The organism is Sphingomonas alpina, assembly GCF_014490665.1.
GTDB classification, from domain to species: domain Bacteria; phylum Pseudomonadota; class Alphaproteobacteria; order Sphingomonadales; family Sphingomonadaceae; genus Sphingomonas; species Sphingomonas alpina.
In genome coordinates this window covers 1,001,690-1,027,550 of sequence record NZ_CP061038.1, presented here as the reverse complement: position 1 = coordinate 1,027,550, position 25,861 = coordinate 1,001,690, and the positions used below count along the sequence as shown (strand labels likewise).

Annotated in this window: 25 protein-coding genes and 1 pseudogene; 7 read left to right on the top strand and 19 right to left on the bottom strand. The window is 64.4% G+C overall.

Annotation, left to right across the window (positions count from 1 at the left end; genetic code table 11):
* Positions 1-2: 2 nt before the first annotated feature.
* From H3Z74_RS04745 to H3Z74_RS04665, 17 genes and pseudogenes are all read right to left on the bottom strand, one after another.
* Positions 3-959 (bottom strand): cell division protein FtsQ/DivIB, encoded by a 957-nt coding sequence (locus H3Z74_RS04745; RefSeq protein ID WP_187762820.1) that lies wholly within the window; start codon positions 957-959, stop codon positions 3-5.
* Positions 959-1,891, bottom strand: a complete 933-nt coding sequence (locus H3Z74_RS04740) for a D-alanine--D-alanine ligase (protein ID WP_187762819.1) — start codon at positions 1,889-1,891, stop codon at positions 959-961. The genes H3Z74_RS04745 and H3Z74_RS04740 overlap by 1 nt, the downstream gene beginning before the upstream one ends.
* On the bottom strand, positions 1,888-2,829 hold the full coding sequence (murB, locus tag H3Z74_RS04735; protein WP_187762818.1) for a UDP-N-acetylmuramate dehydrogenase: 942 nt from the start codon (positions 2,827-2,829) through the stop codon (positions 1,888-1,890). The genes H3Z74_RS04740 and murB overlap by 4 nt, the downstream gene beginning before the upstream one ends.
* Positions 2,787-4,190 (bottom strand): UDP-N-acetylmuramate--L-alanine ligase, encoded by a 1,404-nt coding sequence (gene murC, locus H3Z74_RS04730; protein WP_187762817.1) that lies wholly within the window; start codon positions 4,188-4,190, stop codon positions 2,787-2,789. The genes murB and murC overlap by 43 nt, the downstream gene beginning before the upstream one ends.
* Positions 4,187-5,347, bottom strand: coding sequence for an undecaprenyldiphospho-muramoylpentapeptide beta-N-acetylglucosaminyltransferase (murG, locus tag H3Z74_RS04725; protein ID WP_187762816.1), 1,161 nt, complete (start codon positions 5,345-5,347; stop codon positions 4,187-4,189). Before murG ends, murC begins: the two co-directional genes overlap by 4 nt.
* Positions 5,344-6,564 (bottom strand): FtsW/RodA/SpoVE family cell cycle protein, encoded by a 1,221-nt coding sequence (locus H3Z74_RS04720; protein WP_187762815.1) that lies wholly within the window; start codon positions 6,562-6,564, stop codon positions 5,344-5,346. The genes murG and H3Z74_RS04720 overlap by 4 nt, the downstream gene beginning before the upstream one ends.
* Positions 6,561-7,844 carry a UDP-N-acetylmuramoyl-L-alanine--D-glutamate ligase gene (gene murD / locus H3Z74_RS04715; RefSeq protein WP_187762814.1) on the bottom strand — a complete coding sequence of 428 codons (1,284 nt, stop codon included), beginning with the start codon at positions 7,842-7,844 and terminating at the stop codon, positions 6,561-6,563. Before murD ends, H3Z74_RS04720 begins: the two co-directional genes overlap by 4 nt.
* The gene (mraY, locus tag H3Z74_RS04710) at positions 7,841-8,911 is read right to left on the bottom strand and encodes a phospho-N-acetylmuramoyl-pentapeptide-transferase (RefSeq protein WP_187762813.1); all 1,071 of its coding nucleotides are present in this window, start codon (positions 8,909-8,911) and stop codon (positions 7,841-7,843) included. The genes murD and mraY overlap by 4 nt, the downstream gene beginning before the upstream one ends.
* Positions 8,911-10,284, bottom strand: coding sequence for a UDP-N-acetylmuramoyl-tripeptide--D-alanyl-D-alanine ligase (locus tag H3Z74_RS04705; protein ID WP_187762812.1), 1,374 nt, complete (start codon positions 10,282-10,284; stop codon positions 8,911-8,913). The genes mraY and H3Z74_RS04705 overlap by 1 nt, the downstream gene beginning before the upstream one ends.
* Positions 10,281-11,696, bottom strand: a complete 1,416-nt coding sequence (locus tag H3Z74_RS04700; RefSeq protein ID WP_187764169.1) for a UDP-N-acetylmuramoyl-L-alanyl-D-glutamate--2,6-diaminopimelate ligase — start codon at positions 11,694-11,696, stop codon at positions 10,281-10,283. Before H3Z74_RS04700 ends, H3Z74_RS04705 begins: the two co-directional genes overlap by 4 nt.
* 33 nt (positions 11,697-11,729) lie before the next feature.
* Positions 11,730-13,427, bottom strand: a pseudogene (locus H3Z74_RS04695) (peptidoglycan D,D-transpeptidase FtsI family protein); the annotation flags it as partial.
* Positions 13,424-14,044, bottom strand: coding sequence for a hypothetical protein (locus H3Z74_RS04690; RefSeq protein WP_187762811.1), 621 nt, complete (start codon positions 14,042-14,044; stop codon positions 13,424-13,426). The gene H3Z74_RS04690 and the pseudogene H3Z74_RS04695, both read right to left, overlap by 4 nt.
* Positions 14,045-14,046: 2 nt before the next feature.
* The gene (gene rsmH / locus H3Z74_RS04685; protein ID WP_229726886.1) at positions 14,047-15,021 is read right to left on the bottom strand and encodes a 16S rRNA (cytosine(1402)-N(4))-methyltransferase RsmH; all 975 of its coding nucleotides are present in this window, start codon (positions 15,019-15,021) and stop codon (positions 14,047-14,049) included.
* Positions 15,018-15,512, bottom strand: coding sequence for a division/cell wall cluster transcriptional repressor MraZ (locus H3Z74_RS04680; protein WP_187762810.1), 495 nt, complete (start codon positions 15,510-15,512; stop codon positions 15,018-15,020). Before H3Z74_RS04680 ends, rsmH begins: the two co-directional genes overlap by 4 nt.
* Positions 15,513-15,886: 374 nt before the next feature.
* Positions 15,887-16,201: a hypothetical protein gene (locus tag H3Z74_RS04675; RefSeq protein ID WP_229726885.1), complete on the bottom strand. Its 315-nt coding sequence runs from the start codon at positions 16,199-16,201 to the stop codon at positions 15,887-15,889.
* A gap of 51 nt (positions 16,202-16,252) precedes the next feature.
* Positions 16,253-17,245, bottom strand: a complete 993-nt coding sequence (locus H3Z74_RS04670; RefSeq protein WP_187762808.1) for a cysteine synthase A — start codon at positions 17,243-17,245, stop codon at positions 16,253-16,255.
* 102 nt (positions 17,246-17,347) lie between these two features.
* A complete protein-coding gene (locus tag H3Z74_RS04665) occupies positions 17,348-17,674 on the bottom strand; it encodes a DUF962 domain-containing protein (protein WP_187762807.1) in 327 nt (108 codons plus the stop codon).
* A 154-nt stretch (positions 17,675-17,828) separates the two neighbouring features.
* On the opposite strand from H3Z74_RS04665, the gene H3Z74_RS04660 reads away from it, so the two are divergent.
* Positions 17,829-19,391 (top strand): vWA domain-containing protein, encoded by a 1,563-nt coding sequence (locus H3Z74_RS04660; protein WP_229726884.1) that lies wholly within the window; start codon positions 17,829-17,831, stop codon positions 19,389-19,391.
* A 43-nt stretch (positions 19,392-19,434) separates the two neighbouring features.
* On the opposite strand, the gene H3Z74_RS04655 is transcribed toward H3Z74_RS04660, so the two are convergent.
* Positions 19,435-20,325 (bottom strand): SDR family oxidoreductase, encoded by an 891-nt coding sequence (locus H3Z74_RS04655; protein ID WP_187762806.1) that lies wholly within the window; start codon positions 20,323-20,325, stop codon positions 19,435-19,437.
* Between the two features lie 135 nt (positions 20,326-20,460).
* Between H3Z74_RS04655 and H3Z74_RS04650 the strand changes: the two genes are divergently transcribed.
* The 6 genes from H3Z74_RS04650 (at position 20,461) to H3Z74_RS04625 (ending at position 25,056) form a co-directional block, all read left to right on the top strand.
* Positions 20,461-21,489, top strand: a complete 1,029-nt coding sequence (locus H3Z74_RS04650) for an AraC family transcriptional regulator (protein ID WP_187762805.1) — start codon at positions 20,461-20,463, stop codon at positions 21,487-21,489.
* 402 nt (positions 21,490-21,891) lie between these two features.
* Entirely contained in the window at positions 21,892-22,398 is a 507-nt protein-coding gene (locus tag H3Z74_RS04645) for a DUF1993 domain-containing protein (protein ID WP_187762804.1), read from the top strand.
* A gap of 46 nt (positions 22,399-22,444) precedes the next feature.
* Positions 22,445-22,834: a hypothetical protein gene (locus H3Z74_RS04640; RefSeq protein WP_187762803.1), complete on the top strand. Its 390-nt coding sequence runs from the start codon at positions 22,445-22,447 to the stop codon at positions 22,832-22,834.
* 110 nt (positions 22,835-22,944) lie between these two features.
* Entirely contained in the window at positions 22,945-23,310 is a 366-nt protein-coding gene (locus H3Z74_RS04635; protein WP_187762802.1) for a YciI family protein, read from the top strand.
* Between the two features lie 10 nt (positions 23,311-23,320).
* A complete protein-coding gene (locus H3Z74_RS04630) occupies positions 23,321-24,565 on the top strand; it encodes an RNA polymerase sigma factor (protein WP_187762801.1) in 1,245 nt (414 codons plus the stop codon).
* Entirely contained in the window at positions 24,562-25,056 is a 495-nt protein-coding gene (locus H3Z74_RS04625) for a DNA-deoxyinosine glycosylase (RefSeq protein ID WP_187762800.1), read from the top strand. Before H3Z74_RS04630 ends, H3Z74_RS04625 begins: the two co-directional genes overlap by 4 nt.
* Before the next feature lie 396 nt (positions 25,057-25,452).
* Here the strand turns inward: H3Z74_RS04625 and H3Z74_RS04620 are convergent, their stop codons facing one another.
* Complete coding sequence (locus tag H3Z74_RS04620) at positions 25,453-25,854, bottom strand: acyl-CoA thioesterase (RefSeq protein ID WP_187762799.1); 402 nt, start codon at positions 25,852-25,854, stop codon at positions 25,453-25,455.
* Positions 25,855-25,861: the final 7 nt, after the last annotated feature.

Below are 25,861 nucleotides of genomic sequence, written 5' to 3'. Positions count from 1 at the left end.
AATTACCCCTGCCCCGTTACGCCAACATGTTTCTTCGCTTCGATCACCGCCGGCTTCGGCGTCTTGTTCTTGTCATTTGAATCCGCATCGCTCGGATCGGTGATCGCTCGCGCCGTTTCCTCACCCGGCCGGCGCGCCACCAGCTTGGCCGGGTCGCGCATGTCGAAGCGCAGCCAGCCCTTGTTGAGCAATGGCCGCACCCCGTCCATTTCGGCGAACTTGACCAGCGCATGCGAGGCTGCGGTATTGCCCTCGGGCAATAGCAGCGTTTCCCCGCTCTCGAAGGTCAGGTTCCAGCGCCGATTGCCCACCCAGGTCGCCGCCTTGACCAGCGGCCGCAATGCCGGTGCCGCATTCAGCAACTGCTGATATGCCGCCTCCTGCTCGTTCGCGCCTGGACCAATGACCAGCGGCAGGTCGGGCATGGCATCGGCCCTGACCGCCTCGAGCCACACCCCGTTCGCCGCGATCAGCGATAATTGCCCCTTGTCCTGCCATACCGCCGTCGGCTTGCGCTCGACGATATGTACCAGCAGCGTGTCGGGCAGGCGGCGCGAGACATGCGCATCCTCGATCCAGCCATATTTCAGCAGCTTGGCGCGAACGTCTTCCAGGTTGACCAACGGCATGGCGCGCGATTGCTGATCAAGCGCGACGGCATAGACCGACATCCGGTCCATCCGGCTCAGCCCGGTGACCTCGATCTGCTGCACGCGGAACCCAGCCCGGCCAACTCCTTCGGCGACTGCGACACCCACGGCACCCGGGATGCCCATCCATGCCGCGAACGTCACCAGCCCGGCGATCACCGCGCCAGTGATCGACCAGGTGGCGACCCGGTGCAGCGTCGTTTCGGAAATCGGCAGCGCCGCGATGATTCGATCGATGATCGATGTGCGCGGCTGCTTGCGCTTCTGGACCGGGCGACGCGCCGGCGCGCGCTTGAGCGTGGCGGCCATTACACCTCTCCCCCATCAAAGGCGTCGTCGACGATCTTCTGGACCAACTCGGCATAGCTCATGCCGACATGCCGTGCCTGTTCCGGTACCAGGCTGAGCGGAGTCATGCCCGGCTGCGTGTTGACCTCGAGCAGGAACAGCCCATCCACGCCGCGCTCGTCATCCCACCGGAAGTCGGACCGCGACACGCCCTTGCAGCCGAGCAACCGGTGCGATTCAAGCGCGATGGCTTTGCACGCCTCGGTGATCTCATCTGGGATGTCGGCGGGATAGATATGCTCGGTCAGTCCCTCGGTATATTTGGAGTCGTAATCGTAGAAGCCGCTCTTCGGCTTTAGTTCGGTCACACCGAGCGCCTCGCCGCCCAGCACCGCTGTGGTCAGCTCTCGCCCGCGCACGAACGGCTCGGCGAGCAATTCGTCGAATTCCTGCCATGGCCCCACCACGCCGGGCGCGATTGGGTTGCCGTAATTGCCGCTGTCGGTGACGATCGCGACGCCCACTGACGATCCTTCATTGACCGGCTTGAGCACATAGGGCCGGGCCAGCGGATCGCCCTCATACAGGCTGGCGCTCTTGACGATGCGTCCGCCGGGCATCGGGATACCATGCGGCACCAGCGCCTGCTTGGTCAGTACCTTGTCGATCGCGATCACCGAGGTGACGAGACCCGAATGGGTATATTTCAGACCCATCAGGTCGAGCATGCCCTGCACGGTGCCGTCCTCCCCGGGGGTTCCGTGCAGCGCGTTGAACACGACGTCCGGCGCCGCTGCGGCCAGCTTGGCAGCGACATCGCGCCCCATATCGATCCGCGTCACGCAATGGCCGAGCGACTCCAGCGCGTCGGCGATGCCGCTACCGGACGTCAGCGACACTTCGCGCTCGGCCGACCAGCCGCCCATCAGCACCGCGACATGGAGCTTGCTCATTTCACCACCCCCACGCGCTGTATCTCCCATTCGAGCTCGACCCCCGATTGCGCCTTTACCTTGGCGCGGACTTCCTCGCCCAGTGCCTCGATCTCCGCGCTAGTCGCCGAGCCGAGATTGAGCAGGAAGTTGCAATGCTTCTCGCTGACTTGCGCATCGCCGCGCGTCAGCCCGCGACACCCGGCCGCATCGATCAACGCCCAGGCCTTGTGACCTTCCGGATTCTTGAAGGTCGACCCGCCGGTGCGCGACCGCAGGGGCTGCGACGCTTCGCGTTCGGCGGCAATGCGATCCATCTCCGCGCCGATGACCTTGGGGTCACCCGGCACGCCCCCGAACAAAGCCTCGACGATCACCGCACCGGCAGGCAGATCGGAATGGCGATAGGTGTAGCCGAGCTTTGCCGCCGGCCAGACCTCGATCGACCCGTCCCGCATCACGACCGTGGCTTCGATCAGGATATCGCTGGTATCGCGTCCATAGGCACCGGCATTCATCCGGACCGCGCCACCGACTGTGCCGGGGATGCCGCGCAGGAACTCCAGCCCGGCAATTCCGGCATCGCGCGCGCCGCTGGCAACCGAAATGCCCATCGCCGCGCCGCCTGCGCGGACCCGGTTGCCCGGTTCCACTGAAATCTTGGCCATCGCCTTGGGCAAGCGCACCACCACACCGGGCACGCCACCATCGCGCACGATCAGATTCGAGCCGACTCCGACCGGCAGGACCGGTGTGTCGTCCTCCAGCCCGGCCATGAAGGCGGCGAGGTCATTCACGTCCTGCGGCCTGACCAGCCATTCCGCCGGCCCGCCGGTACGGAACCAGATGAAATCGGCAAGACTACCCTCATGCGTAGCAGTACCGCGCAGCGGCGGGAGGGCGTAGCACACCGCACTCACCGCTTCGCCTCGATCGCATCGGCGAGCCCGGCCGCCCATTTGGTGATATCGCCCGCACCCAGGCACACGACCATATCGCCCGGCTGGATTGCGCCCGCCAGCACCGTCGCCAGCGCGTCGGCATCGGCAACCGTTGCCGCCGAGCGATGCCCGCGCCGCTTCAATCCCTCGACAAGAGCATTCGCATCGACGCCCTCGACCGGTGCTTCGCCCGCTGCATAGACCGGTGCGACCAACACCATATCGGCATCATTGAACGCCTGCTGGAACTCCTCCATCAAATCGCCGAGGCGCGAATAGCGGTGCGGCTGCACCACTGCGATGACGCGATTCTCCACGCCCTCGCGCGCCGCCGCCAGCACGGCACGAATCTCGACCGGATGATGGCCGTAATCGTCAATGATCGTCACGCCGCCGGTTTCGCCGACCTTGGTGAAGCGCCGCTTCACGCCGCGGAATTTGGCGAAGCCGGTGCGGATCGTCTCGTCCGGGATCGCCATCTCCAGTGCCACGCCGATCGCGGCCAGGGCATTCTGGACATTGTGGCGGCCGGGCATCGGCATTTCGATCCCCTCGATCGAGCGCACCGATCCATCGCGGCTGCGCACCAGGCATTCGAAGCGGTTGCCACCAGGGATCGGCGTGATGTTGACCGCCCGCACATCGGCCTGCGCCGCAAAGCCATAAGTGATCACGCGCCGGTCGCGGACGCGCGGGATGATCGCCTGCACTTCTGGATGGTCGAGGCACAGCAACGCGGCGCCGTAAAAGGGCACATTCTCGATGAAATCGACGAACGCATCCTTCACTGCGTCGAACGAGCCATAATGGTCGAGATGCTCGGGATCGATATTGGTGACCACCGCGATCGTGCCGTCGAGGCGCAGGAAGCTGCCGTCGCTCTCATCGGCCTCGACCACCATCCAGTCGCTCGCGCCGAGCCGCGCGTTGGACCCATAGCTGTTGATGATCCCGCCATTGATCACGGTCGGATCGACTCCGCCAGCATCGAGCAGTGCCGCGACCATTGAGGTGGTCGTGGTCTTGCCGTGCGTGCCCGCCACTGCAACGGTGGATTTGAGACGCATCAGTTCGGCGAGCATTTCTGCGCGACGCACCACCGGAATACGTCGTTCGAGCGCCGCATCGACCTCGGGATTGTCGCGCTTGATCGCAGTCGAGGTGACGACCACCGCGGCATCGCCGAGATTATCGGCGTGATGACCGATATGTACGGGGATGCCCTTGTCGCGCAGGCCCTGTACGACATAGCCCTCGGCTACGTCCGACCCCTGCACCGCATAGCCGAGATTCTTCATCACCTCGGCGATGCCCGACATGCCGATGCCGCCAATGCCGACGAAATGGATCGTGCCGATATCTGTTGCGACACCCTTCATGCAAATGCCGCCTCATCACCGAATTTCTTGGGACGCCCCTCGCCGACCGGCATGTCGCCGAGCGGTGCATCGAGACTCTCGACCAGATCGGCCAGATCGCGCGCCGCGTCGGGCCGTCCGCAACTTCGCGCGCGACCGGCCGCATTTTGCAGCGCGGCGGGATCGAGCCCGAGCCGCTGCATCTGCTTGGCCAGTTCCTTGGGGGTAAAACCGCGCTGGTCGATCGTGCGCGCGCCGCCCGCCATGGTGATCTCGCGCGCATTGGCGGTCTGATGATCGTCGGTCGCGGACGGCAGCGGCACGAGAATCGCGGGCCGGCCTGCGACGGTCAGCTCGGCAATGGTCGACGCCCCGGCTCGCGCGATCACCACATGCGCCCAGGCAAGCTGCTCGGGCATGTCGGGCAAATAGGTGGCGAGGTCCGCGGCGATCGACAATTCGGCATATTTCGCGCGGGCCGCGTCGATATCCTCGATCCGCGCCTGATGTGTCACCTGCAGGCGGCGGCGAAAATTAATCGGCAGCAGCGACAACCCATCGGGCACCACCTGGCTCAAGACGCTCGCGCCCTGGCTGCCGCCGGTGACGAGCACGCGAAAGATCCCGTCTTCCTCAAGCAGGGGATAGGGCTGATTACGCAGCGCAAGCACCGCATCGCGCACCGGATTGCCGACCAGATGAGTCTTGCCGCGGTGCGCATCCTTCAACCGCTCGACCTCGGCATAGGAGGTGGCGATCGCACTCACCTTGCCCGCGACCAGCCTGTTGACCCGGCCGAGCACGGCATTCTGTTCGTGCACCGCCGTCGGAATGCCCTGGTTGAACGCCGCGAGCAGCGCCGGGAGTGCGGGATAGCCGCCAAAGCCGATCACCGCCGCAGGACGCTGATGGCGATACAGTTCGATCGCCAACGTCCGACCCTGAAGCATTGCGGAGGCCGCTCTGGTCCAGCCGATCGGCCCGCCCTTCAACCGCCCGGCGGGCAGGATATGCGTCTGGATGCCCTCGAACAGGCCCGGAAAGCGCACGCCACGCTCGTCGCTGATCAGCGAGACATGATGGCCGCGCCGCCCCAGTTCGGCCGCAAGCGACGCCGCCGGCACCATGTGTCCGCCGGTGCCACCCGCCGCGAGAACGAAATGCCGTGTGATACTCATTCGCCGCTCCACCGTGCGATATAGGGTGATCGCGATACGAACGGATTTCGGCGGGTAAAGGCAAGCAGCAATCCCATGCCGATCGACAGAGCGATCAGCGACGATCCGCCATAGCTGATGAATGGCAAAGTCATGCCTTTCGAAGGGGCAAGGCCGGTATTGACCGCCATGCTGATCAGCGCTTGTGCCCCGAATTGGGTCGCCAGACCTGCGGCGGCGAACAGACGGAACTCGTCCTGCTCGTCGAGTAGCTTGACGAACACCCGTACCACGATCGCCAGGAACAGGATCGCGATCACCGCGCAGGCGACCAGCCCGAATTCCTCACCGATTACCGAGAAGATATAATCGGTATGCCCTTCGGGAAGGCGGAACTTCATCGTACCGCCGCCGGGGCCCGTGCCACGCCAGCCGCCCGCCGTGATCGCATTGTGCGCAGCGTTGGTCTGGAAATTATCCGACCCGCCCTCGGCCCCGGGAAACAGGAACGCGTCGATCCGCACCCGTGCGGTGTCGTAGAAGATATAGGCGGCGATCAGGCCGGCCGGCACGCAGCCGATCAGCGTCGCCATCACCTTGACCGGCGTGCCGGAGATCATCAGCAACGCAAGCCAGACCGCGGCAAACACCACGGTCTGGCCGAAATCGGGCTGCATCATCAACAGCACCGCGACCAATGCGGTCAGCGCACCGGTGATGGTCACCACCGGCAGGTCGCTGTCCTGCGCGCGCAACGACAGCAGCCATGCCGTCGTGACGATGAAGAAGGGTTTCAGGAATTCGGACGGCTGGAGTAGCGACACGCCGAAATCGAGCCAGCGCGTTGCACCGTTGCGCTCGATGCCGATGAACGGCACCAGCATCAGCAGCCCGAGGCACACCACCGTGCCGATCAACGCCATGCGCCGCGCGAACGCGACCGGCAGCATCGACACGACGAACAGCACGGGCAGCGACACGCCGACCCAGGCAAGCTGCCACCACAGATAGAAGAGCGGCGGGATATGGTGCTTCTCGTCCGAATAGCGCTGTGCGGCGGACGGCGATGCAGCCCCGACCGCAACCAGGCCGATCGCGATCAGCAACAGCGTCAGCAACAACAGGACGCGGTCGATATCCCAGAACCACAGGCCGAGCGGCGACCGGTCACCACGCCCGCCGCGATCCTTCATCCGCCCCCATACGCCCTTGGGCGGAGCAACGCGCGTATCGGTCATGCCAGCGCCTCCACGGCCTTGCGGAACGCGTCGCCGCGATCCTCGAAATCGCGGAACTGGTCGAACGACGCGCAGGCCGGCGACAACAGCACCGTCTCACCCGGAACGGCATGACTCGTTGCACTCGTCACCGCGGCAGCGAGCGTGCCGCTCTGTTCGACCGGGAGCGTATCTGCCAGCAGCGCGGCAAAGCGCGGTCCCGCTTCGCCGATCGTATAGGCCCGCACGATATGCCCGAAATGCGGTGCGCAGGCGTCGAGATTGTCCGATTTGGCCTGACCGCCGAGAATCCAGTGAATCCGCTCGAACGCAGCCAGAGCGGGCGCGGTTGAATCCGGGTTGGTCGCCTTGCTGTCGTTGACGAACCCCACGCCGCCGCGCGACGCAACCAGTTCCATGCGATGCGGCAAGCCCTTGAAGCTTTCCAGTCCGCGATCGATCATTGCCTCGCTCACGCCGAGCGCCTGGCACGCGGCAATCGCGGCAAGAGCGTTTTGCGCATTATGCGGTCCCTGCAGCGACGGCCAGCGGGACTGATCCATGCACATACCCGGTGCGATCCTGGTGAGATGTTCGCTGCGCGCCGACAGGCCGCGCGCGATCCCCGCCGATGCATCTTCGCCGATGCCGATGATCGCGGCATGGCCGGCCGACTGCATCGCGAACAGCCGCGCCTTGGATGCGACATAGCCCGCGAACCCGTCATATCGATCGAGATGATCCGGCGTGATGTTGAGCAGGATCGCGACATCGCAATCAAGGCTGAAGGTCAGGTCGATCTGATAGCTCGACAGTTCCAGCACATAGACCCCGCCTTCGGGCAATGGCTCTTCGCCGAGGATCGGCTTGCCGATATTGCCGCCGAGCCGCGCGGGCATGCCTGCGGTCTCGAGGATATGGTGGATCAGCGCCGTGGTGGTCGATTTGCCGTTGGTGCCGGTGATGCCGACGACCTTGTGCGGCGGCAGCTCGGCGCGCGCCTGGGCGAACAATTCGATGTCGCCGATGATCGGTACACCCGCCGCACGCGCCTTCGCCGCCACCGGATGGCGGTTGATCGGCACGCCGGGCGACACGACCAGACCATCGAAGCCGACGAGGTCGATCACCTCGGGATCCGCGATCTCGGCGCCGGATACGGCAGCCCGCGCTTCCGCCTTCGCATCCCACGCGGCAACGCGCGCGCCGCTTGCGACCAGCGCACGCACCGTCGCAATACCGGAGCGCGCGAGCCCCAGTACAGCGAAGCGTTTGCCGCGCCAGGCGGGGTTCGTGATCACCGAAGCTTCAGCGTCGAAAGCCCGGCCAGTGCCAGCACCAGCGCAATGATCCAGAAACGGATCACGACTGTCGGCTCGCTCCAGCCGAGCTGCTCGAAATGATGATGGATCGGAGCCATCTTGAACACGCGCCGCCCGGTGCGCTTGTAGAAGAACACCTGGATGATCACGCTCAGCGCCTCGACCACAAACAGGCCGCCGATGATGCCGAGCACCAGTTCGTGATGCGCGACAACCGCAATCGCCCCCAGCGCGCCACCCAGGGCAAGGCTGCCCGTATCGCCCATGAACACCGCCGCCGGCGGCGCGTTGAACCATAGGAAGGCGAGTCCTCCGCCGACGATCGCGCCGCAGAAGATCGCCAGGTCGCCCGCACGCGGGACATGCGGAATGCCGAGATAGGTGGCGAATTTGATGTTACCGGCCAGGTAGACGATGATCATGAACGCGACCGCGGCGATGATCACCGGCATGGTCGCCAGGCCATCGAGCCCGTCGGTCAGGTTCACCGCATTGCCGAACGCAACGATCGTGAACGCCGCAAAGGCGATATAGAAATAGCCGAGATCAAGCGACACGCCGCTGAAAAAGGGCACATAGAGATGTGTGCCATTCTCACCGATGATGATCCAGCTCGCGATACCGGCAATGGCGAACTCACCGAGCAGGCGCATCCGGCTGGAGATACCGGCGGCGCTCGCTTTACGCACCTTGTCGTAATCATCGAGAAACCCGATCGCACCGAAGCCCAGCGTGACGAACAGGCACGCCCAGACGAACGGATTGGTGAGGTCCATCCATAACAGGATCGACAGCACCATGGAGGTCAGGATCATCAGCCCACCCATCGTCGGCGTACCGCGCTTGGCGAGATGCGTTTGCGGGCCGTCGCTGCGGATCGGCTGCCCCTTGCCCTGCCGGACGCGCAGCCAGCCGATGAAACGCGGCCCGATGACCAGGCCGATCAGCAGCGCCGTCGCCACCGCCCCGCCGGAGCGGAACGATAGATAGCGGATTAGGTTGAGTGCCCCGGGGAAGCCCAGATACTCGGCGATGAAATAAAGCATTATGCTGTCCCGTTCGCGAGGCTGGCGACCAATGCCGACAACCCCACTCCGTTCGATCCCTTGATGAGCACCGCATCGCCCGGCGCCAATATTGTCATCAAGGTCGTTCGGGCAGCAGCGGTGTCGGCCACATGGACGAATTGCACGCGTCCCTCAAGCGCGTTCGCGAGGGAGGCCATTTCCGGACCGACCAGTACGGCGTACGCCACGCCCGCTTCGTCGATTGGGCCGGCCAGCGCAGCATGATAAGCGGCACTCCCGTCACCGAGCTCGCGCATCTCGCCGAGCACCGCGATCCTGCGCTGCGCCGCCTCCGCGCCCAGCACGGCCAGCGTCGCGCGCATCGACGACGGATTGGCGTTATAGCTCTCGTCGATTACCAGCGCCTCGCCCCCGGCGAGTTTCGCCATGAAGCGCGCGCCGCGCCCCTGCAGCCCGCCAAGTTCGGCCAGCGCAAGCCCGGCCAGCGCCAGATCACCGCCGACAGCCTCGACCACCGCCAGCACGCCGAGTGCGTTGGACACCCAGTGAAGGCCCGGCTGCGACATGGTGAAGCTCAGCTCACGCGTACCCAGCTGCGCCGTGACGAAGGTGCCGCCCGCGGCAGTGCGCATCGTCTCGATCGCCCGCACATCAGCACCGTCCTCAAGTCCGAAAGTCACGATCCGCTCGGCATGGGGTCGCGCCGCCGCAATCAGCCGCTCGCGGTGCGGGCTGTCGAATGGGATGATCGCCGTGCCGCCCGGCTGCAGCCCGGCGAAAATCTCGCCCTTGGCGTCGGCGATGGCGGATTCATCGGGAAAGAAGGCAGTGTGCGCCGGTGCGATTGCCGTCACCATTGCCACATGAGGGCGCACCAGAGTGGTCAGATGGGCCAGCTCGCCGGCATGGTTCATGCCCATCTCGAACACGCCAAAGCGCGCATCGGCCGGCATTCGGGCAAGGCTCAGCGGCACGCCGGTATGATTATTGTAGCTCTTGACCGAACGATGCGCAGCACCCGGATCGCCGCGGTCGAGTGCTGCGAACAACGCTTCCTTGGTGCTGGTCTTGCCGACCGATCCGGTCACGCCAATGATCCGCGCCTTGCTGCGCGCGCGCGACGCGGTGGCAAGCGCTTCCAGCGCAACCATGGTATCGGGGACGAGGACATGCGGGTGCGTCGTCGCTTGCGCGACGATCGCACCCGACGCTCCCCGCTCGGAGGCCTGATCGAGGAATTTATGGCCGTCGGTCGCTTCGCCCGACATCGCGATGAACAGATCGCCGGGGCCGACTTCGCGCGAATCGAATGTGACGCCGGTCACGATAAAGTCGCCCGAGGCGACGCCATCAGTGGCGGCAGCGATCTCGGCTGAGGTCCAGAGGCTCACGCTGCCATCTCCCGCGCGACGCTGACATCGTCGAACGGGAGCACCATGTCGCCGACGATCTGGCCCTGCTCATGCCCCTTGCCTGCGATCAGCACGATATCCTGCGGACCGGCATCGGCGATCGCTACGCCGATCGCGTCGCGCCGCGACCCGATCTCGGTCGCGGCGGGCGCACCCTGCATCACCATCGCGCGGATCGTCGCTGCATCTTCGGACCGGGGATTGTCATCGGTCACGATCACCTTGTCCGCCATCGCCGCGGCGATCGCGCCCATCGCCGATCGCTTGCCCTGGTCACGATCGCCGCCGGCGCCGAACACCACGATCAACCGCCCCGCTGCGTGCGGCTTCAGCGCAGCGATCGCCGCCTCCAGCGCATCGGGTGTATGCGCATAATCGACATAGACCGGCGCCCCGGACCGCGTGATTACCGCCCGCTCGAGCCGCCCGCGCACCGGCTGCAGCCGCGACAGCGCGGTCAGCGTCGCTGTCACAGCACCACCGGTCGCGATCACCAGCCCTGCCGAAACCAGCGCATTGGCCACCTGATAGGCGCCGATCAATGGCAGGTTGATCTTGTGGGTCTTGCCCTCCGCCTCGATCACCAGCCCTTGCCCAAGCAGGGTCGGGTCGCGCGAAACGAGCTTCAGCGTCTCGCCTTGCGTACCGACGCTAATCGCCCGAATTCCGCGCGCTTTGACAGCGTCGGCAACGCGCGTCGAGCTCGGGTCATCTGCCCAGATCACTGCGACGCCATCGGCCTCCAGCACTTCGGCGAACAGCCGCAATTTGGCATCGAGATAGGCCTCCATCGTGCCGTGATAATCGAGATGATCGCGACTGAGATTGGTGAACGCCGCCGCGCGCACCGGTAATCCTTCAGTGCGATATTGCGACAGGCCATGGCTCGACGCCTCGAACGCGACATGGCTCACGCCTTCGCGCGCCAGCCCGGCGACGTTGGACAGGAACGTGACGATGTCCGGCGTGGTCAGCCCGGTCGAGACGCGGTCATCGGCGGTAGTCACGCCGAGTGTGCCGATCGACGCAGCGTGATGGCCGGCCATGCGCCACAATTGCCGGACCATCTCGACGGTCGAAGTCTTGCCGTTGGTTCCCGTAACCGCAACCGTCGTTTCGGGGAACGGCGCGAAGAAGCGCGCGGCCAGCTCGGCGAATTTGCGGCGCGGATTGGCGTCGGCGATGTGCACCGCGCCGGTCACCTTTGCCTCGGGCCGCGCAACCACCGCGATCGCGCCCGACGCCACCGCGGCCGGGATGAAATCCTCGCCATTGACCTTCGCGCCCTCGAACGCGCCGAAAATCGTACCGGTCGCGACCTTGCGGTGATCGATCGCAAAGCCGCTGACCGTGTCGGTCTCGCCGCCACCGGTCAGCGCGCCGAGTTTCATTCCGGATCCCCCGAATCTCCCGCCCGGCGCGTGCCAGAGCAATGGCATCAGATCGGACACATCGATGTCGCGACCATTGTCAGGCATCACGCCCAGCATCGACCCGGTCCGCGAGATCACTTTGCTTACGACCGGGGCGGCAGTGAAGGCAGCCGTAGTCAGACCGAAGGACTGGGCATTACCGATGGGAGAATCGAGCATCGCCACCACGACATAGCGTGGCGCATCCATCGGAAAAGCTGCAGCGAAGGTCGAGACATTGGCCTTCTTCGAATAGCCGCCGGCACCAGCCACCTCGGCTGTACCGGTCTTGCCGCCAACCCGATAGCCTGGTGCCTCACCCTTGCGCCCAGTGCCCTGCGTCACGATCAGCCGCAGCAATTGCCGCATCCGCGCGCTGGTCGCTTCGGACAGCACACGGCGGCCGGTTGGTGCCTTGCCCGGCGCGACACGGATCAGTGTGGTCGGACGCCAGATGCCGCCATTGACCAAGGTCGCATAGGCATTGGCGAGATGCAGCGGCGTGACCGCGATGCCATGGCCATAACCAGTCGTCATCACCGTGGTACGCGCCCAGTATTTCGGCCAGATCGGCTTCTGCTTTTCAAGAATTTCGATGTCCGGCTTGGTGTCGAAGCCCATTTTGGCGAACATCGCCGCGAGCCGGTCCTTGCCGATTTCATCGGCGATCCGTGCGGTAACGATGTTCGACGAATGAATCAGCGTCTCGGGCACATTGAGGAAGCGCCGCTGCGCATGATCGTCATGGATGGTAAAGCCACCGACGTGCAGCGGCTGCGTTGCGTCATAGCGCTTCGCCATCGACGTGACGACACCACTCTCGATCGCCGCCGCCATGGTGATCGGCTTGAAGGTCGATCCCAGCTCATACACGCTCTGAGTCACGTTGTTGCGCAGCGAATCGCGATTGGCCGCGCCAACCTTGTTCGGGTTGAACACCGGCAGCGACACCATCGAGATGATTTCGCCAGTATGCACGTCGAGCACAACACCGGTCGCACCCCTGGCCTGGAACGCGGCCATCGCCGCGCCCAGTTCACTCTCCATCGCTGCCTGCACGCGATAATCGATCGACAGCGCCAGCGGCGTGCCGCGCTGTATCGGATCGGTCAGCCGCTCCTCGAACGCGCGTTCGATCCCGCCTTGCCCTTCGATGATGCGCTTGTCGTTGCGGTTCTGGCCGAGAAAGCCGAGCACATGCGCCGCCAGGGTCGTCTGCGGGTAAAGCCGCTCGGCTTCCTTGTCGAATACCAGTGCCGGCTCGCCCAGCGCATGGACCTGCTCGACCAGCGACGGCGATGCGTGATGCTCGAGAAAGGTGAAATTCACGTCCATCGTCAACCGCTGATAGAACCAGCCCGCATCATGCGTCGGCATCAGCTCGGCAAGGCGCGTGGCGAGTTCGCGCTTGTCACCCAGCAGCTTGCCGGGATGAACCCCGATCGCCCAGGCCTCGATCGTGCGCGCCAGCGGCTCGCCGTTGCGATCGACGATATCGCCCCGTGCCCAGGCCGGGCCGATCTGCGCGAGCCGCGGCGTGGACGCTTCGGAGAACAGGCCAAAGATAGCCAGCCGGATCAGGATCACCGCGATTGCCGCTGTGAACAGCAGCATCAGGATCATCAGGCGCATATGTGCCGTCGCGACCAGCGCATGGCGCTGGCCGGTCAGGCGCCGTTGCGGCAAAGGTCGGGCGACAAGGACGCTCACCGCAACCGCTGCTCCCGCGATGCAGCGCTGGCCAGGTCACCCAGCATCGAATCGCTGAGCAACTGACGATCCAGCATTGCCACGGTCTGCGGCCTGGAACGCTTGACCGGCGCAGTACGAACCTCGGCAACCGCGTTCGACAAACGCGGCGTCGCGCTTGCCATCGCGACAGCGTTGGCTGCGACGGGCTTGGTCGCAACGGCATTGACGTTGTGCACGGCGGCCACGGCCTCCGAGGTCAGAACCGCCGGCGTGATCGTCTCGCCACGCGACGGAACGATCGACGCCATCTGCACCTGCACCTGCACCTCACCCGCTGCAGGGCGCGTGAAATCGACCTGCGCCAGCGCCGCTTCGTTGGGCATGAATTGTATCGACACCGGCGCACCCAGTCGCAGCGTGTCACCGTTCCACTTTTCGAGCTGCGCGATATTGGCGCGCGTCTCGAACTCGGTCTCGAGCGCGCGGATGTCGCGCTGCGCCTGAGTGATCTCGCTCACTGTCCGATCAAGCTTCTTGCGTTCAGCCGCAACCTGCAGGGGAACCAGAAGGAACCCCAGGGTCACGGCAACGCTGCCGAGAAACCAGCCAAGACCTTTCCATGCAACCGCCAGCATCGTTACGCTCCTTTACTCGACTCAACGCTTGACCAGGCCGCGGCCGATGTCCGCCGCGCCGTGCGCAATGTTGCCGAGCGCGCACGCGGGTTGCGCGCGATCTCGGCCTCGCCGGCGCGCACCGCGCGACCTACGGCTTCAAAACTCGGGGCGGCCTTGGCCTGCACTTCCGGCAAATGACGCGAACCCGAAGGCATCGATCCACTGCGCTCGCGCAGGAAACGCTTGACCAGCCGGTCCTCCCCGGAATGGAAGGTGATGACGGCCAATGTTCCGCCCGGCTTCAGCACGCGCTCAGCCGCCGCCAGCCCATCCGCCAGCTCGCCCAGTTCGCGATTCACTTCGATGCGCAGCGCCTGAAAGGTTCGCGTCGCCGGATCCTTCTTGTCATGCGGCTTGTAGCCGAGTGCCCGACGCACGACGTACGCAAGCTCGCCCGTGCGCGTGATTGGCCGGGCCGCGACGATCGCGCGCGCGACACGCCGCGCGCGGGGCTCATCGCCATACTCGTGCAGCACATCGGCAATGTCGCTCTCGTCGGCAGTGTTGACGAAATCGGCGGCGGTCGCGCCTTCCTGGCTCATGCGCATGTCGAGCGGCCCGTCCGCCTGGAACGAGAAGCCACGCTCGGCCTGATCCAGCTGCATCGACGACACCCCGATATCCATCGTCACGCCATCGACCGGCAGCGCCTCGCGCGCCGCGAGCTCAGCCTCCATCGCGGAGAAGGTTGCCGGCACCAGCATCAAGGCACCATCCGATTCCACTTCCAGCGCTCGTCCCGCCGCGATCGCATCGGGATCGCGGTCGAAGCCATAGACCTGCGCGCCCAGCGCGATCATCGCGCGGGTATAGCCGCCGGCGCCGAAGGTCGCATCGACATGGCGCTCGCCGGGGGCAATGGCGAGCGCATCGATGACTTCAGACAGCAGGACCGGTACATGAGGTGCATCGGCCAGCGTATCAGGGAGCGTCACAGCACGATCCCCTTCTGCTTGCAGTGAAACCGCACGCACGACTTCATCACCTCGGCAACGTTGGATTCGAGCAAGGTCTTGGGATCCCAGATCTCGAAACAATCGAACGTGCCGTAGAAAAAGGCGTTGGTATCGATGTTGGCGTGGAATTTAGGGAATGCCGGCATGATGAAACGGCCGCTGCCGTCGAACGGCACCGGCTCGCCCTGCGAGGCCTCGCGGCGGAAATTGGGGTTATGCGCGCCGTGCTCGGCCATATAGGCGGCCTCGCGCAGCGCGGCGCGATCCTTCAGGACGGTGCGATAACCCTCATCATAGGCGATCAGGCAGGGGCTGCTTTCGTGCACGCCGATGATAACGGTGCCGCCGTCCTTGCCGTCGGCCCTGGGGCTGTTGGTGGCGAGGGCCGCGCGAAGCGACGAGGGGATCGCGACCCGGCACTTGTCATCGACAAGTCCGATACCGTCTCCCTGATAGTCGATCCGATCCACCTAAGCCCACCTCATATGAGGCAGACACAAACCTTCGCTCCACGAAACCGGTGTTAACCGTCCTCGTGGCCCTGTCTCGCGCAGGCGAAAGAGTATGCCCCTCTAAGAAAAGAAGGTTACTTTGGGTGAGCCGGGGATTCAAGGGGAATTCGCGGGAAAACCGGGGGAATGGGCTATCCAGGCGGAATTCTGAGCGATTTTTCCTTAACCATAACAATCTGTTCTCTCTGTGTTCACGCATGACGAGCAATCGACTCGGGTTTTCCCCGATCGCACCCGGCGTTCAGCCATGATTTCCCCGAAATACCCAGCGCGATCGGGCCCCGGCCCGACCAGTTCCCCGATCGTCCCCGAACGCATTGCCGTCGAAATGTTCATTGCTTGCCGGCGGGCCTGGTCGCTGTCGCATTGGCGATCTCGGCGACATTGACCTCTTCGGTCGCGGTGCTTGGGGTCAGGCCCAGATCGGCCAACGGCTCACTACCGTCGCCGACACCCGCCGCTTCATTGCCGATGGTCAGATTGGCGACCACATCGGGATTGGCGCCGCCCAGCACGGCACGCTCACGGCTCGCGGTGCTGAAGATCGCGGCGGCAAGCCCGATCAGCAGCAGAACGGCGGCGAGGCCGATCATGCCGACCTTCACGCGCTGCGTCGTTTGTCCTGGTTCGTGTGCGGCCATTTTCATGCTTTATCGGACAAAACTATCGCATGAGCATCGCCTTGTCGATGCCAAGGCTCAATCCGCCGCGAGCCAGGGCAGGACCGGCAGGCCTTTCGCCTTCAGCCATTCGGCATTGTAGAGCGTCGACAGATAGCGGAATCCGGTATCGCACAGGATCGTCGCAATCCGTTTGCCCGGCCCGAGCTGCCTGGCCAGCATAACCGCACCGGCGACATTGATTCCCGACGACAGACCCAAGCACAGCCCTTCCTCGGCGAGCAGGCGGCGGACCCATTCCATTCCTTCCGCATCGGAAATGCGGAACTGGGTATCGACCGGCGCGCCTTCCAGATTGGCGGTGATCCGCCCCTGCCCAATCCCTTCGGCGACCGACGATCCTTCCGACCTGAGCTCACCATGTGCATAATAATCATACAGCGACGCACCGTGCGGATCGCTCAGCGCGATACACACGCTCTCGTCCTTCGCCTTCAGCCCGAGCCCGACCCCGGCGAGCGTCCCGCCGGTCCCTGCAGCGCAGGTGAAACCATCGATCCGGCCGTCCATCTGCGTCCAGATCTCCTCCGCCGTGCCAGCGATATGCGCCCGGCGGTTGGCGATATTATCGAACTGGTTGGCCCAGATCGCGTTCGGCGTTTCTTCCGCGATGCGCCGGCTGGTGTGCACGAAATGCGCCGGGTTCGAATAGGGCGCGGCGGGCACCAGCACGAGCTCGGCGCCAAGCGCGCGCAGCGTGTCCATCTTCTCGCGGCTCTGTGTCTCGGGCATGACGATGATCGTCTTGTAGCCCTTGGCATTGGCGACCAGCGCCAGCCCGATCCCGGTATTGCCCGCCGTCCCCTCGACGATCGTCCCGCCGGGCTGGATCAACCCGCGCGCTTCGGCATCCTCGACGATATAGAGCGCCGCGCGATCCTTCACCGATGCACCCGGATTGGCGAATTCGCACTTGCCGAAAATTTCGCAGCCACTGGCCTCGCTCGGGCCGTTCAGCCGGACGAGCGGGGTATTGCCGATAAGCGCGAGCGTATTGGGGACGATGGTCATGCGGCTAGATAGGGGCGACCATGGCCGATCGGCAAGCGCAGTGCTGCTAAGATCCTTGCAAGCGAAACCATCGACGCTGGGTCGGAACGATCCGCGCGATGTTCAGGCAATTCCCGCCGCGCGCAAATGCGGCCCGAGCCTGCCGCCCAGCCACAGGAAATACATTCGGTAATCGCTGTACAGCGACCAGAGCGGATAGGTGAAGGTTGCCGGCCGGTTCTTCTCGACCGTGAAATGCGCGACCCAGGCGAAGCCATATCCGGCAATCGGCACCAGCGCCCACCACCAGCCGCCCTTCAGCAGCGCAACGGCGAGGAACAGGAAGGTCAATGTCGTCCCGATATAATGCAGCCGACGCGTCTCCATCTTGCCATGCTCACGCAGATAGAAAGGCCAGAAGTCGGCATAGCGGGTGATCTTGTCAGCCATCGCCCGAAGCTAACTCGTCGGCGCCGTGATGCAACCCCGGGGCTGCTGTAAATCCAACACCCCCTCATGTGATATTAAATCACTTGCGCGCCCAAAAAGACCGTGTCACAAACCAGGCATAAATAAGGCTCAATTGTGGCGAGAGGATTTAGGGATGCTCTACAAGTCGCTTGTGTCGGTGGCAGTGTGTGCGATCATGGTGTCGGGTTGCAGCCAGACATCGCAATCGGACAAACAATATGCGCCCAGCCAAACCCTCGATGTTCAGGAGCCGATGGCATCGGTGCTCGCGCCTGAAGGCAGCGAGAAATACAAGCCGAACGAGATCTCCCCCGTCCGCACCGTCGCCGATACCCCTGTTTCGACCTTCGCGGTCGATGTCGACACTGGTGCCTATGCCAATGTCCGCCGCTTCCTGACTCGGGGCCAATTGCCGCCAAGGGACGCGGTCCGGACCGAGGAACTGGTCAATTATTTCCGTTATGATTACCCTTTGCCGACCGATCGATCGCAGCCGTTCAGCGTCACCACCGACGTCGCGCAGACGCCATGGAATTCGGATACGCGACTGCTGCGTATCGGTCTGCGCGGCTATGATCTCAGTTATGCCCGGCGTCCGGCCGCCAATCTCGTCTTCCTGATCGACGTATCGGGGTCGATGGAGGATGCCGACAAACTGCCGTTGGTGAAGACTGCGCTGTCCATGCTCGCCGACAACCTCCAGCCGCAGGACAAGGTCGGAATCGTCGTCTATGCCGGAGCCGCCGGCGTCGTGCTCGATCCGACCAGCGACCCGTCCGAAATCAAGACCGCACTCAACCAGTTGAGCGCGGGCGGATCGACCGCCGGCGGCGAAGGCATCGAACTCGCTTACGCCACCGCGCGAGCCAATTTCATGAAGGGCGGCGTCAACCGCATCATCATCGCCACCGATGGCGACTTCAATGTCGGCGTCACCAATCAGAAACAGCTCGAGGAATTGATCACCAGCAACCGCGACGACGGCATCACGCTTACCACGCTTGGCTTCGGCCAAGGCAATTTCAACGACGCGCTGATGGAATCGATGGCCGATCTCGGCAACGGCAATTATGCCTATATCGACAGTGCGATGGAGGCGAAGAAGGTCCTGTCGGAGGAACTCTCCTCGACATTGTTCACCATCGCCAAGGACGTGAAGATCCAGGTCGAGTTCAACCCCGCCTATATCAGCCAGTATCGCCTGATCGGCTACGAGAACCGCGCGCTCGCCGAACAGGATTTCGACAATGACAAGGTCGATGCCGGCGAGATCGGCGCGGGGCATCAGGTGACTGCCCTGTACGAGGTGGTGCCGGCGGGATCGAAGGGCTGGTCTTCGGAACGGCGCTACGCCGACAACAAGCGCAGCGCGGGCGGGAAACAGGATGGTGAACTGGCCTTTGTCCGGCTGCGTTACAAATTGCCCGACGGCGATACGTCGCGGCTGATCGAACGCCCGGTAGCCGCGACGCTGCTGGCCGACGCCCCCGCCCCGCGCGGCGACATGGCTTTTGTCACCGCAGTCGCCGCTTTCGGGCAGAAACTGCGCGGCGACACGCGGCTGGGCGACACCAACTTCGCCGATATCCGCCGCCTGGCCGGCAACCCCGACGGCTATTGGCGGCAGGAATTCGTCAAGCTGACCGAACTCGCCGAGACGAAAGCGCCGATCAAGACCGCCCAACTGGTCGATTGAGATCAGATCCGGCGGGCGGGTCGCCCGCCGGACTCCCTTCCGCTCAACCGCAATAACCGGCATCGCCGATATCCGCGATCAGCCCGGGCCGGGTCGGCGCCCAGCCGAGCAGCGCCCGGGTCGCAGCACTCGACGCGGCCACGTCCATCCCGGCGAACATCGCGAACCAGCCGAAATGCGCCGACGCCTGGTCAGGCGATCTGGCGACCACCGGAAGGTTCAAGCCGCGGCCGATCGCTTCGGCGATCTCCTTGAACGGCACGCCCTCTTCTGCGACCGCATGATAGCGGCCGACAGTGGCGCCCTGCTCAAGCGCAAGGCGGTAGACCCGCGCCGCATCGAAGCGGTGCACAGCAGGCCAGCGATTCATCCCGTCACCGATATAGGCCGCAGCACCCTGTTCGCGCGCGATGTTGACCAGCGTCGGGACAAAACCATGATCGCCGTCACCATGAACTGACGGCGGAAGCCGCACCACCGACACCCGGACACCGCGGGCCGCAAGCGCCGCGGCTGCCGTTTCGGATGCGCGGGGATAGGTGGCGGAGACTGGTGGCGCCGCATCCTCTTCAGAGGCGAGCCGGCCCGGCGCGATATGTGCGAACCCGCTGGTGACGAGCAGCGGACGATCAGATCCTTCCAGCACCGCGCCGAGTGTCTCGATCGCAAGCTTGTCCGCCGCGCTGTTCTCGGCGAATTTCGAGAAGTCATGGTTGAAGGCGGTATGGATCACGCCGTCCGCCGCGGCCGCCGCATTGCGCAAGGCATCAAGATCGTCGAGCGACCCGCGCTGAACCTGGGCACCGACCGCGACCAGCGCGGCGGCCCCCGCATCGCTGCGGGCCAGGCCGGTTACCTTATGGCCCGCCTCGATCAGTTCCTGGACCACGGCTGAGCCGACCCACCCGGTCGCACCGGTGACGAAAACACGCATCGGATTTTTCCTTCAATATTTTGACGATCGGACGCCATCTCCTGCGGTCCGGATCGATCAGGGAGATAGGAACTAGTCCCGGTACGATCTATGCGATAACGTTCGCATTATCTTTGCAATCGTTCAGGACGGTCGATGGACCCGCTTTCCGACATATTGTCGCTGCTCAAACCGCGCAGCTATGGCTGTGGCGGCTTCGACATGGGCGACATCGCCATCCATTTCCCCCGGCATGAGGGCATCAAATGTTATGCCGTCATCTCCGGTCAGGCTTGGCTCCTCATGGACGGCGTGACGGACCCGGTACATCTGAAAACCGGTGACTGTTTCGTACTCCCGCGCGGACTCCCCTTCTGTCTGACCAGCGATCCGGCGCTGCCCCCGGTCGATTATCGCACCGCTATCGCCAACCGCCCGGCCGGCACCGTGGCGTCGATCAATGGCGGCGGGAAATGCCTGATCATCGGCGGGCATTTCGCGCTCGATGGCCGGCATGCCGGTATCTTGCTCGGCGTCCTCTCTCCCATCGTTCATCTCAGCGTTGAATCGGACAAGGCGACACTGCGCTGGGCGCTCGACCGGATGATGCAGGAATTGCGCGAGCCGCAGCCCGGCGGCTTGCTGGTCATCGAACATCTCGCCCAGATGGTGCTGGTCCAGGCGCTGCGATTGCACATCGCGGCGGGACAGGCCGGCCATGTCGGATGGCTCTTCGCCCTGGCGGACAAGCAGATCGGTCCGACGATCGGCGCCATGCATGCAGATCCCGCGCAGCGCTGGACACTACAATCGCTGGCAGAGCGCGCGGCAATGTCACGCACCAGCTTCGCGCTCAGGTTCAAGGCGACGGTCGGCATGCCGCCGATGGAATATCTCACGCGCTGGCGCATGATGGTCGCCGGCGACCGGCTGACGAATTCCCGCGATCCAATTTCCACCATCGCCCGGTCGCTCGGCTATGACTCCGAAAGTGCGTTCAGCACGGCGTTCAAGCGCGTCATGCACTGCTCGCCACGACAATATGGCCGTGGCCAGACGTTGTCGGCATCCGCTCCTGTTGAGCGCGAGACGGCGCGCGCTTCCGCTATGGCTCCTGACCAGGAATCTCGATCGTCGTCCATTTCGGATAGCCCTCGGGCGTCAGCACGATATCGGGAAGCGTGACCGGATCGTCACCCGTCTCGACCCAGCCGGCCCCGAGGCAATGGCCGCAGCTTGCGCGCTTGCAGCGAAAACTCACCAGATCGATCTCGGTGTTCCATTGCCCATGCCCCCTGCACACCGGGCACCGTATATCGAGCGCGCCGTTGCGCGGCTGAAGCGGCACGATATCAAAGGCGTGTGGGCTATCCGGACCGGCGCAAAGAACCACATCGCTGGCATGGGGCATGACGATACTCTTCTTGAATGGCCTCTAACGTGCCGGGCTCATTTAGGGTCCCCGATCCATCGCGGCCAGCCGATCGCCCGCCGATAATGCCGCGCGCTTCCCGCAGGAATGAATGAGTCGTTGCGCATGTACAAATCTCATCGACGCCGCCCCGGCACAGTCCTAGAAGCGCCACCATGACCACTTCGCTCTACGATCTCACCGTGCCCGTCTTCGACCGCGCACTGAATGCCCTGGCCGGTGTCCTCACCAAGGGCGAGGCGTTCGCCACTGAAAAGGGCATCGACCCTGCGGTGCTGCTCAATGCCCGGCTTGCGCCCGACATGGCGCCACTCACCGCACAGATTCAGCGCGTCACGGATTCGGTGAAGGGCGTGCTGACACGCGTCGGCGGGGTCGAGAATGTCGTGTTCGAGGACAATGAAACCAGCTTCACCGAACTCCAGGCGCGCATCGCCCGGGCCAGGGCGATGCTCGCCAGCACCCCACGCGAGGCACTTGACGGCAAGGAAGCGGCCGAGGTCCTGTTCTCCACGCCGAACCGCACGCTCACCTTTACCGGGCAGAGCTATGTGCTGAGCTTCGCGTTGCCCAACATCTATTTCCACGTCACCACCGCCTATGCGATCCTGCGTCACAACGGCGTCCAGATCGGCAAGCTCGATTATCTCGGCGCCGCTTGACCGTTCGCAAGGTCGCTCTGGCTCCGCCCGCTATGCCGGCGCCGGAATGACCTTCATGCGGCTTCGCGTCGGGCGGGTATTCGCTGTTCTGGCAGCGCTCACCTTACTTACCGGCTGTGCGATCCCGTCGATCCCGACATTCAGCCAGTCGACATTGAAGGCGATCAAAGTCGAATCCCAACGCCTCATGGCAACTCATCCGATTGAGCCGTCAAAGGGTTGGGCAGACGTGCCCAAAAGCCAGTGGCCGCCTGTTATCGCCAGTCTCCAGCCCTATGACGTGACCGTCTACAAATGGGGGGTCAATATCGGGATCAAGCCATATTTTGACGGTGGCTGGGGGTATCAGGTCGGTCGAAGCAAGGAGGAGCTGCCCATGCCCCCAGGTTGTTATTGGGAGCTGAGCCCAGGTGTGTTCTGGCATGGCCCCTGCTGACCCAAGCATCGCTTTTTCCGGGCAAAGCGAAAATAATGCCGGAGGCATGTCGAATTCGGGTGGGACCGAGCGACAAGGGGCACCAACAACGGCAATGAAGGAGCCCGATCATGCGCTATGCCTGCCTCATCTATTATCACCCCAAGACGCTGTTCGGCGGCGATCCCGACGCCAACCAGGCGCTGTCAGAATGCCAGCATCATGATGAGGTGCTGCGCGAAAGCGGGCATTTCGTCGCCGCCGAAGCGCTGGTCTTCCCCGAAGAAGCGATCACCGTCAGGGTCCGTGACGGCAAGGTCTCGACCATCGACGGCCCGTTCATGGAAACCAAGGAAGTGCTTGGCGGCATCGTCGTGATCGACGCGTCCGACATGAACGAAGCGGTGCGCGTCGCCAGCGGTCATCCGCTGGCCCGGATCGGATCGGTCGAAGTCCGCCCGGTGGTCGATTTCAGCCAGCCCCGGCCGGAACTCTGAGTCCGACGCCATGACGATCGACGCACGCGCCGCTGTCGAGGCGGCCTATCGCACCGAAAAGCGGCGCGTGCTTGCGACCTTGATCCGCCTGCTCGGCGGCTTCGAAGCGGCGGAGGAAGCGCTTCATGACGCGTTTTCCGCCGCGTCGGACCGCTGGCCGCGCGAAGGTGTCCCCGCCAATCCCTATGCCTGGCTGGTCTCGGCCGGGCGCTTCAAGACGATCGACCGCTGGCGCCGTCAGGCGCGGCTGGCCGGCGCGCTGCCCGATCTTGCGCTGATCACCGACCCGCTGGTCGACCCGGTCGTGCCGGAGAGCGTGCAGGACGACGAACTGCGGCTGATCTTCATCTGCTGCCACCCCGCGCTCGCCCCCGATGCGCGCATCGCACTCACCCTGCGCGAGGTCGGCGGGCTGACCACCGAAGAGATCGCCCGCGCCTATCTGTCGCCGACCCCGACCATCGCGCAGCGCATCGTCCGCGCCAAGGCGAAGATCCGCGACGAGGCGATCCCTTATGAAGTCCCCGCCCCCGCCGAGCTTCCCGCGCGGCTCGATAGCACGTTGCGAGCGATCTATCTGATCTTCAACGAGGGCTATGCGGCAACCAGCGGGCCAAGCCTGACCCGGACCGATCTCAGCGCCGAAGCGATCCGGCTTTGCCGGCTGGTCGTCGACCTGCTCGACGACAGCGAAGCGAAAGGACTGCTCGCACTGATGCTGCTGCACGAGTCGCGCCGCGCCACGCGCGTCGATGCGGCGGGCGACCTTGTCTTGCTTGAGCATCAGGACCGCTCGCAATGGGACCGCACCCGCATCAGCGAAGCCGCTGCGCTGATCGACCGCGCCATGGCCGCGCGGCGCATCGGCCCCTATCTCCTCCAGGCGGCGATCGCAGCGCTTCACGCCGACGCGCCCGACAGCGCGGCGACCGACTGGCCGCAGATCGCCGCGCTTTACGCCATGCTGCTGCGCATCGATCCCACGCCGGTGGTGGCGCTCAACCATGCGGTCGCGCTGGGCATGCGCGACGGGCCCGAGGCAGGCCTCACGGCAATCGATGCGGTGCTCGGCCAGGGCAAGCTCGACCGCTATCATCTCGCCCATGCGGCAAAGGCCGATATGTTGCGCCGACTTGGTCGCGGCGAAGCCGCGCGCGCTTCCTATCAGGCAGCGCTCGAACTGACCCAGCAGCCGGCAGAGCGCCGGTTTCTGCTGTCGCGCCTGGTTCAACTGGCCAGGCCGGGCGCAGCATGACCCTCAAGCGCAGCTTCCCGCCCGTCACCGATGACCGCACTCGGCTATTGGTCCTGGGCAGCCTGCCCGGCGACCGCTCGCTCGCCGAGGCGCGTTACTATGCGCATCCGCAGAACCAGTTCTGGCCACTGATCTCGGCAGTGACCGGTGCCGACCTGACCCGGCTCGACTATGATGAGCGCCTCGCGGCACTGCGCGAAGCCCGGGTCGGCCTGTGGGATGTCATGGCCAGCGCGCGGCGCAATGGCAGCATGGATGCGGCAATCATCGACCCCGTCGCCAACGATCTCGCCGCGCTGGTCCGCACCTTGCCCGATCTCCGCGCGATCGGCTTCAACGGCGCCACCGCCCATCGCCACGGGCTGAAGCAACTCGGCGCGCTGGCGACGGATATTGCATTGATTGCGCTGCCCTCAAGCAGTGCGCTGCACACGGTCGGCCTGGCCGCCAAGCTGCCCGCCTGGACGGCGTTGCGCGAGTATCTGAGCTAGAACCTCGAGCGTCGCGCGAGAGCTGCGGCGCTGGTGATGCGCGAGGCCGGCACGCTGGCGGCGGGAGATATGTTACACCGGTCATGTAACATATCTCGGGCGACCGCCGCGGCGACAGGTGGAGATATGTTACACCGGTGGCATCGCATATTTCACGCGGCCGCTGCGGCAAGAGAGCAGAGATATGTTACACCGGTCGTGTAACATATCTCCCCTGCCCATCTCGACGTTGGACCATATAATATATCTATTTATCAGATACTTAAGTCACATTTAATTAAGCAAGCTCGCTCCGTCATCCCCGCTTTCGCGGGATGACGCGGGTGATTCAATCTTGCCTGAGGGTTGTCGCTCGGGGATATCGTCGCACCACGCCCAAAGGGGGCGTCCCGCCGTTCAATCCTTGTGGAAGAACAGCTCGGAAATGCTTTCCGCGATCCGCGCCGGACGCAGCGTCTTGGCGTCGAGGCAGCACCAGCTCGACTGAACCTCGGCAAGGACTTCCTCACCGCGCTTGATGATCGTCTGGTAGAATGCCCGCGCGCCCTGCACTTTTTCGAGCAGGACGGTGGCGATCACCTCGTCATCGAGGAAGGTCGGCTTGCGATAGGTGATCTCGTGCTTCAGCGCGACCCACAGATGCGCCGTCACCGCCTCGGCCGGCGCGAAGCGCTGCCAGTGATTGACCACCGCATCCTGTACCCATTTCAGATAGGATGCGTTGTTCACATGCCCCATAAAGTCGATATCCGCCGGATCGATGCCGACGCTGTACTGATGGGGGATCGCGGTGCTCACATCCTCG

Excerpts from the sequence above, each read along its gene's own strand:
- H3Z74_RS04650 (WP_187762805.1), top strand. The coding sequence starts at position 20,461 with ATGGACCCGCTTTCCGACATATTGTCGCTGCTCAAACCGCGCAGCTAT.
- H3Z74_RS04655 (WP_187762806.1), bottom strand. The coding sequence starts at position 20,325 with ATGCGTGTTTTCGTCACCGGTGCGACCGGGTGGGTCGGCTCAGCCGTG.
- H3Z74_RS04670 (WP_187762808.1), bottom strand. The coding sequence starts at position 17,245 with ATGACCATCGTCCCCAATACGCTCGCGCTTATCGGCAATACCCCGCTC.
- H3Z74_RS04630 (WP_187762801.1), top strand. The coding sequence starts at position 23,321 with ATGACGATCGACGCACGCGCCGCTGTCGAGGCGGCCTATCGCACCGAA.
- H3Z74_RS04700 (WP_187764169.1), bottom strand. The coding sequence starts at position 11,696 with ATGAAACTCGGCGCGCTGACCGGTGGCGGCGAGACCGACACGGTCAGC.
- murB (WP_187762818.1), bottom strand. The coding sequence starts at position 2,829 with ATGGGCGGCCGGGCTCGCCGATGCGATCGAGGCGAAGCGGTGAGTGCG.
- H3Z74_RS04745 (WP_187762820.1), bottom strand. The coding sequence starts at position 959 with ATGGCCGCCACGCTCAAGCGCGCGCCGGCGCGTCGCCCGGTCCAGAAG.
- H3Z74_RS04660 (WP_229726884.1), top strand. The coding sequence starts at position 17,829 with ATGCTCTACAAGTCGCTTGTGTCGGTGGCAGTGTGTGCGATCATGGTG.
- murG (WP_187762816.1), bottom strand. The coding sequence starts at position 5,347 with ATGAGTATCACACGGCATTTCGTTCTCGCGGCGGGTGGCACCGGCGGA.
- H3Z74_RS04675 (WP_229726885.1), bottom strand. The coding sequence starts at position 16,201 with ATGAAAATGGCCGCACACGAACCAGGACAAACGACGCAGCGCGTGAAG.
- H3Z74_RS04645 (WP_187762804.1), top strand. The coding sequence starts at position 21,892 with ATGACCACTTCGCTCTACGATCTCACCGTGCCCGTCTTCGACCGCGCA.
- H3Z74_RS04740 (WP_187762819.1), bottom strand. The coding sequence starts at position 1,891 with ATGAGCAAGCTCCATGTCGCGGTGCTGATGGGCGGCTGGTCGGCCGAG.
- mraY (WP_187762813.1), bottom strand. The coding sequence starts at position 8,911 with ATGCTTTATTTCATCGCCGAGTATCTGGGCTTCCCCGGGGCACTCAAC.
- H3Z74_RS04640 (WP_187762803.1), top strand. The coding sequence starts at position 22,445 with ATGACCTTCATGCGGCTTCGCGTCGGGCGGGTATTCGCTGTTCTGGCA.
- H3Z74_RS04635 (WP_187762802.1), top strand. The coding sequence starts at position 22,945 with ATGCGCTATGCCTGCCTCATCTATTATCACCCCAAGACGCTGTTCGGC.
- H3Z74_RS04690 (WP_187762811.1), bottom strand. The coding sequence starts at position 14,044 with ATGCTGGCGGTTGCATGGAAAGGTCTTGGCTGGTTTCTCGGCAGCGTT.
- H3Z74_RS04665 (WP_187762807.1), bottom strand. The coding sequence starts at position 17,674 with ATGGCTGACAAGATCACCCGCTATGCCGACTTCTGGCCTTTCTATCTG.
- H3Z74_RS04720 (WP_187762815.1), bottom strand. The coding sequence starts at position 6,564 with ATGACCGATACGCGCGTTGCTCCGCCCAAGGGCGTATGGGGGCGGATG.
- H3Z74_RS04625 (WP_187762800.1), top strand. The coding sequence starts at position 24,562 with ATGACCCTCAAGCGCAGCTTCCCGCCCGTCACCGATGACCGCACTCGG.
- murC (WP_187762817.1), bottom strand. The coding sequence starts at position 4,190 with ATGAAGGGTGTCGCAACAGATATCGGCACGATCCATTTCGTCGGCATT.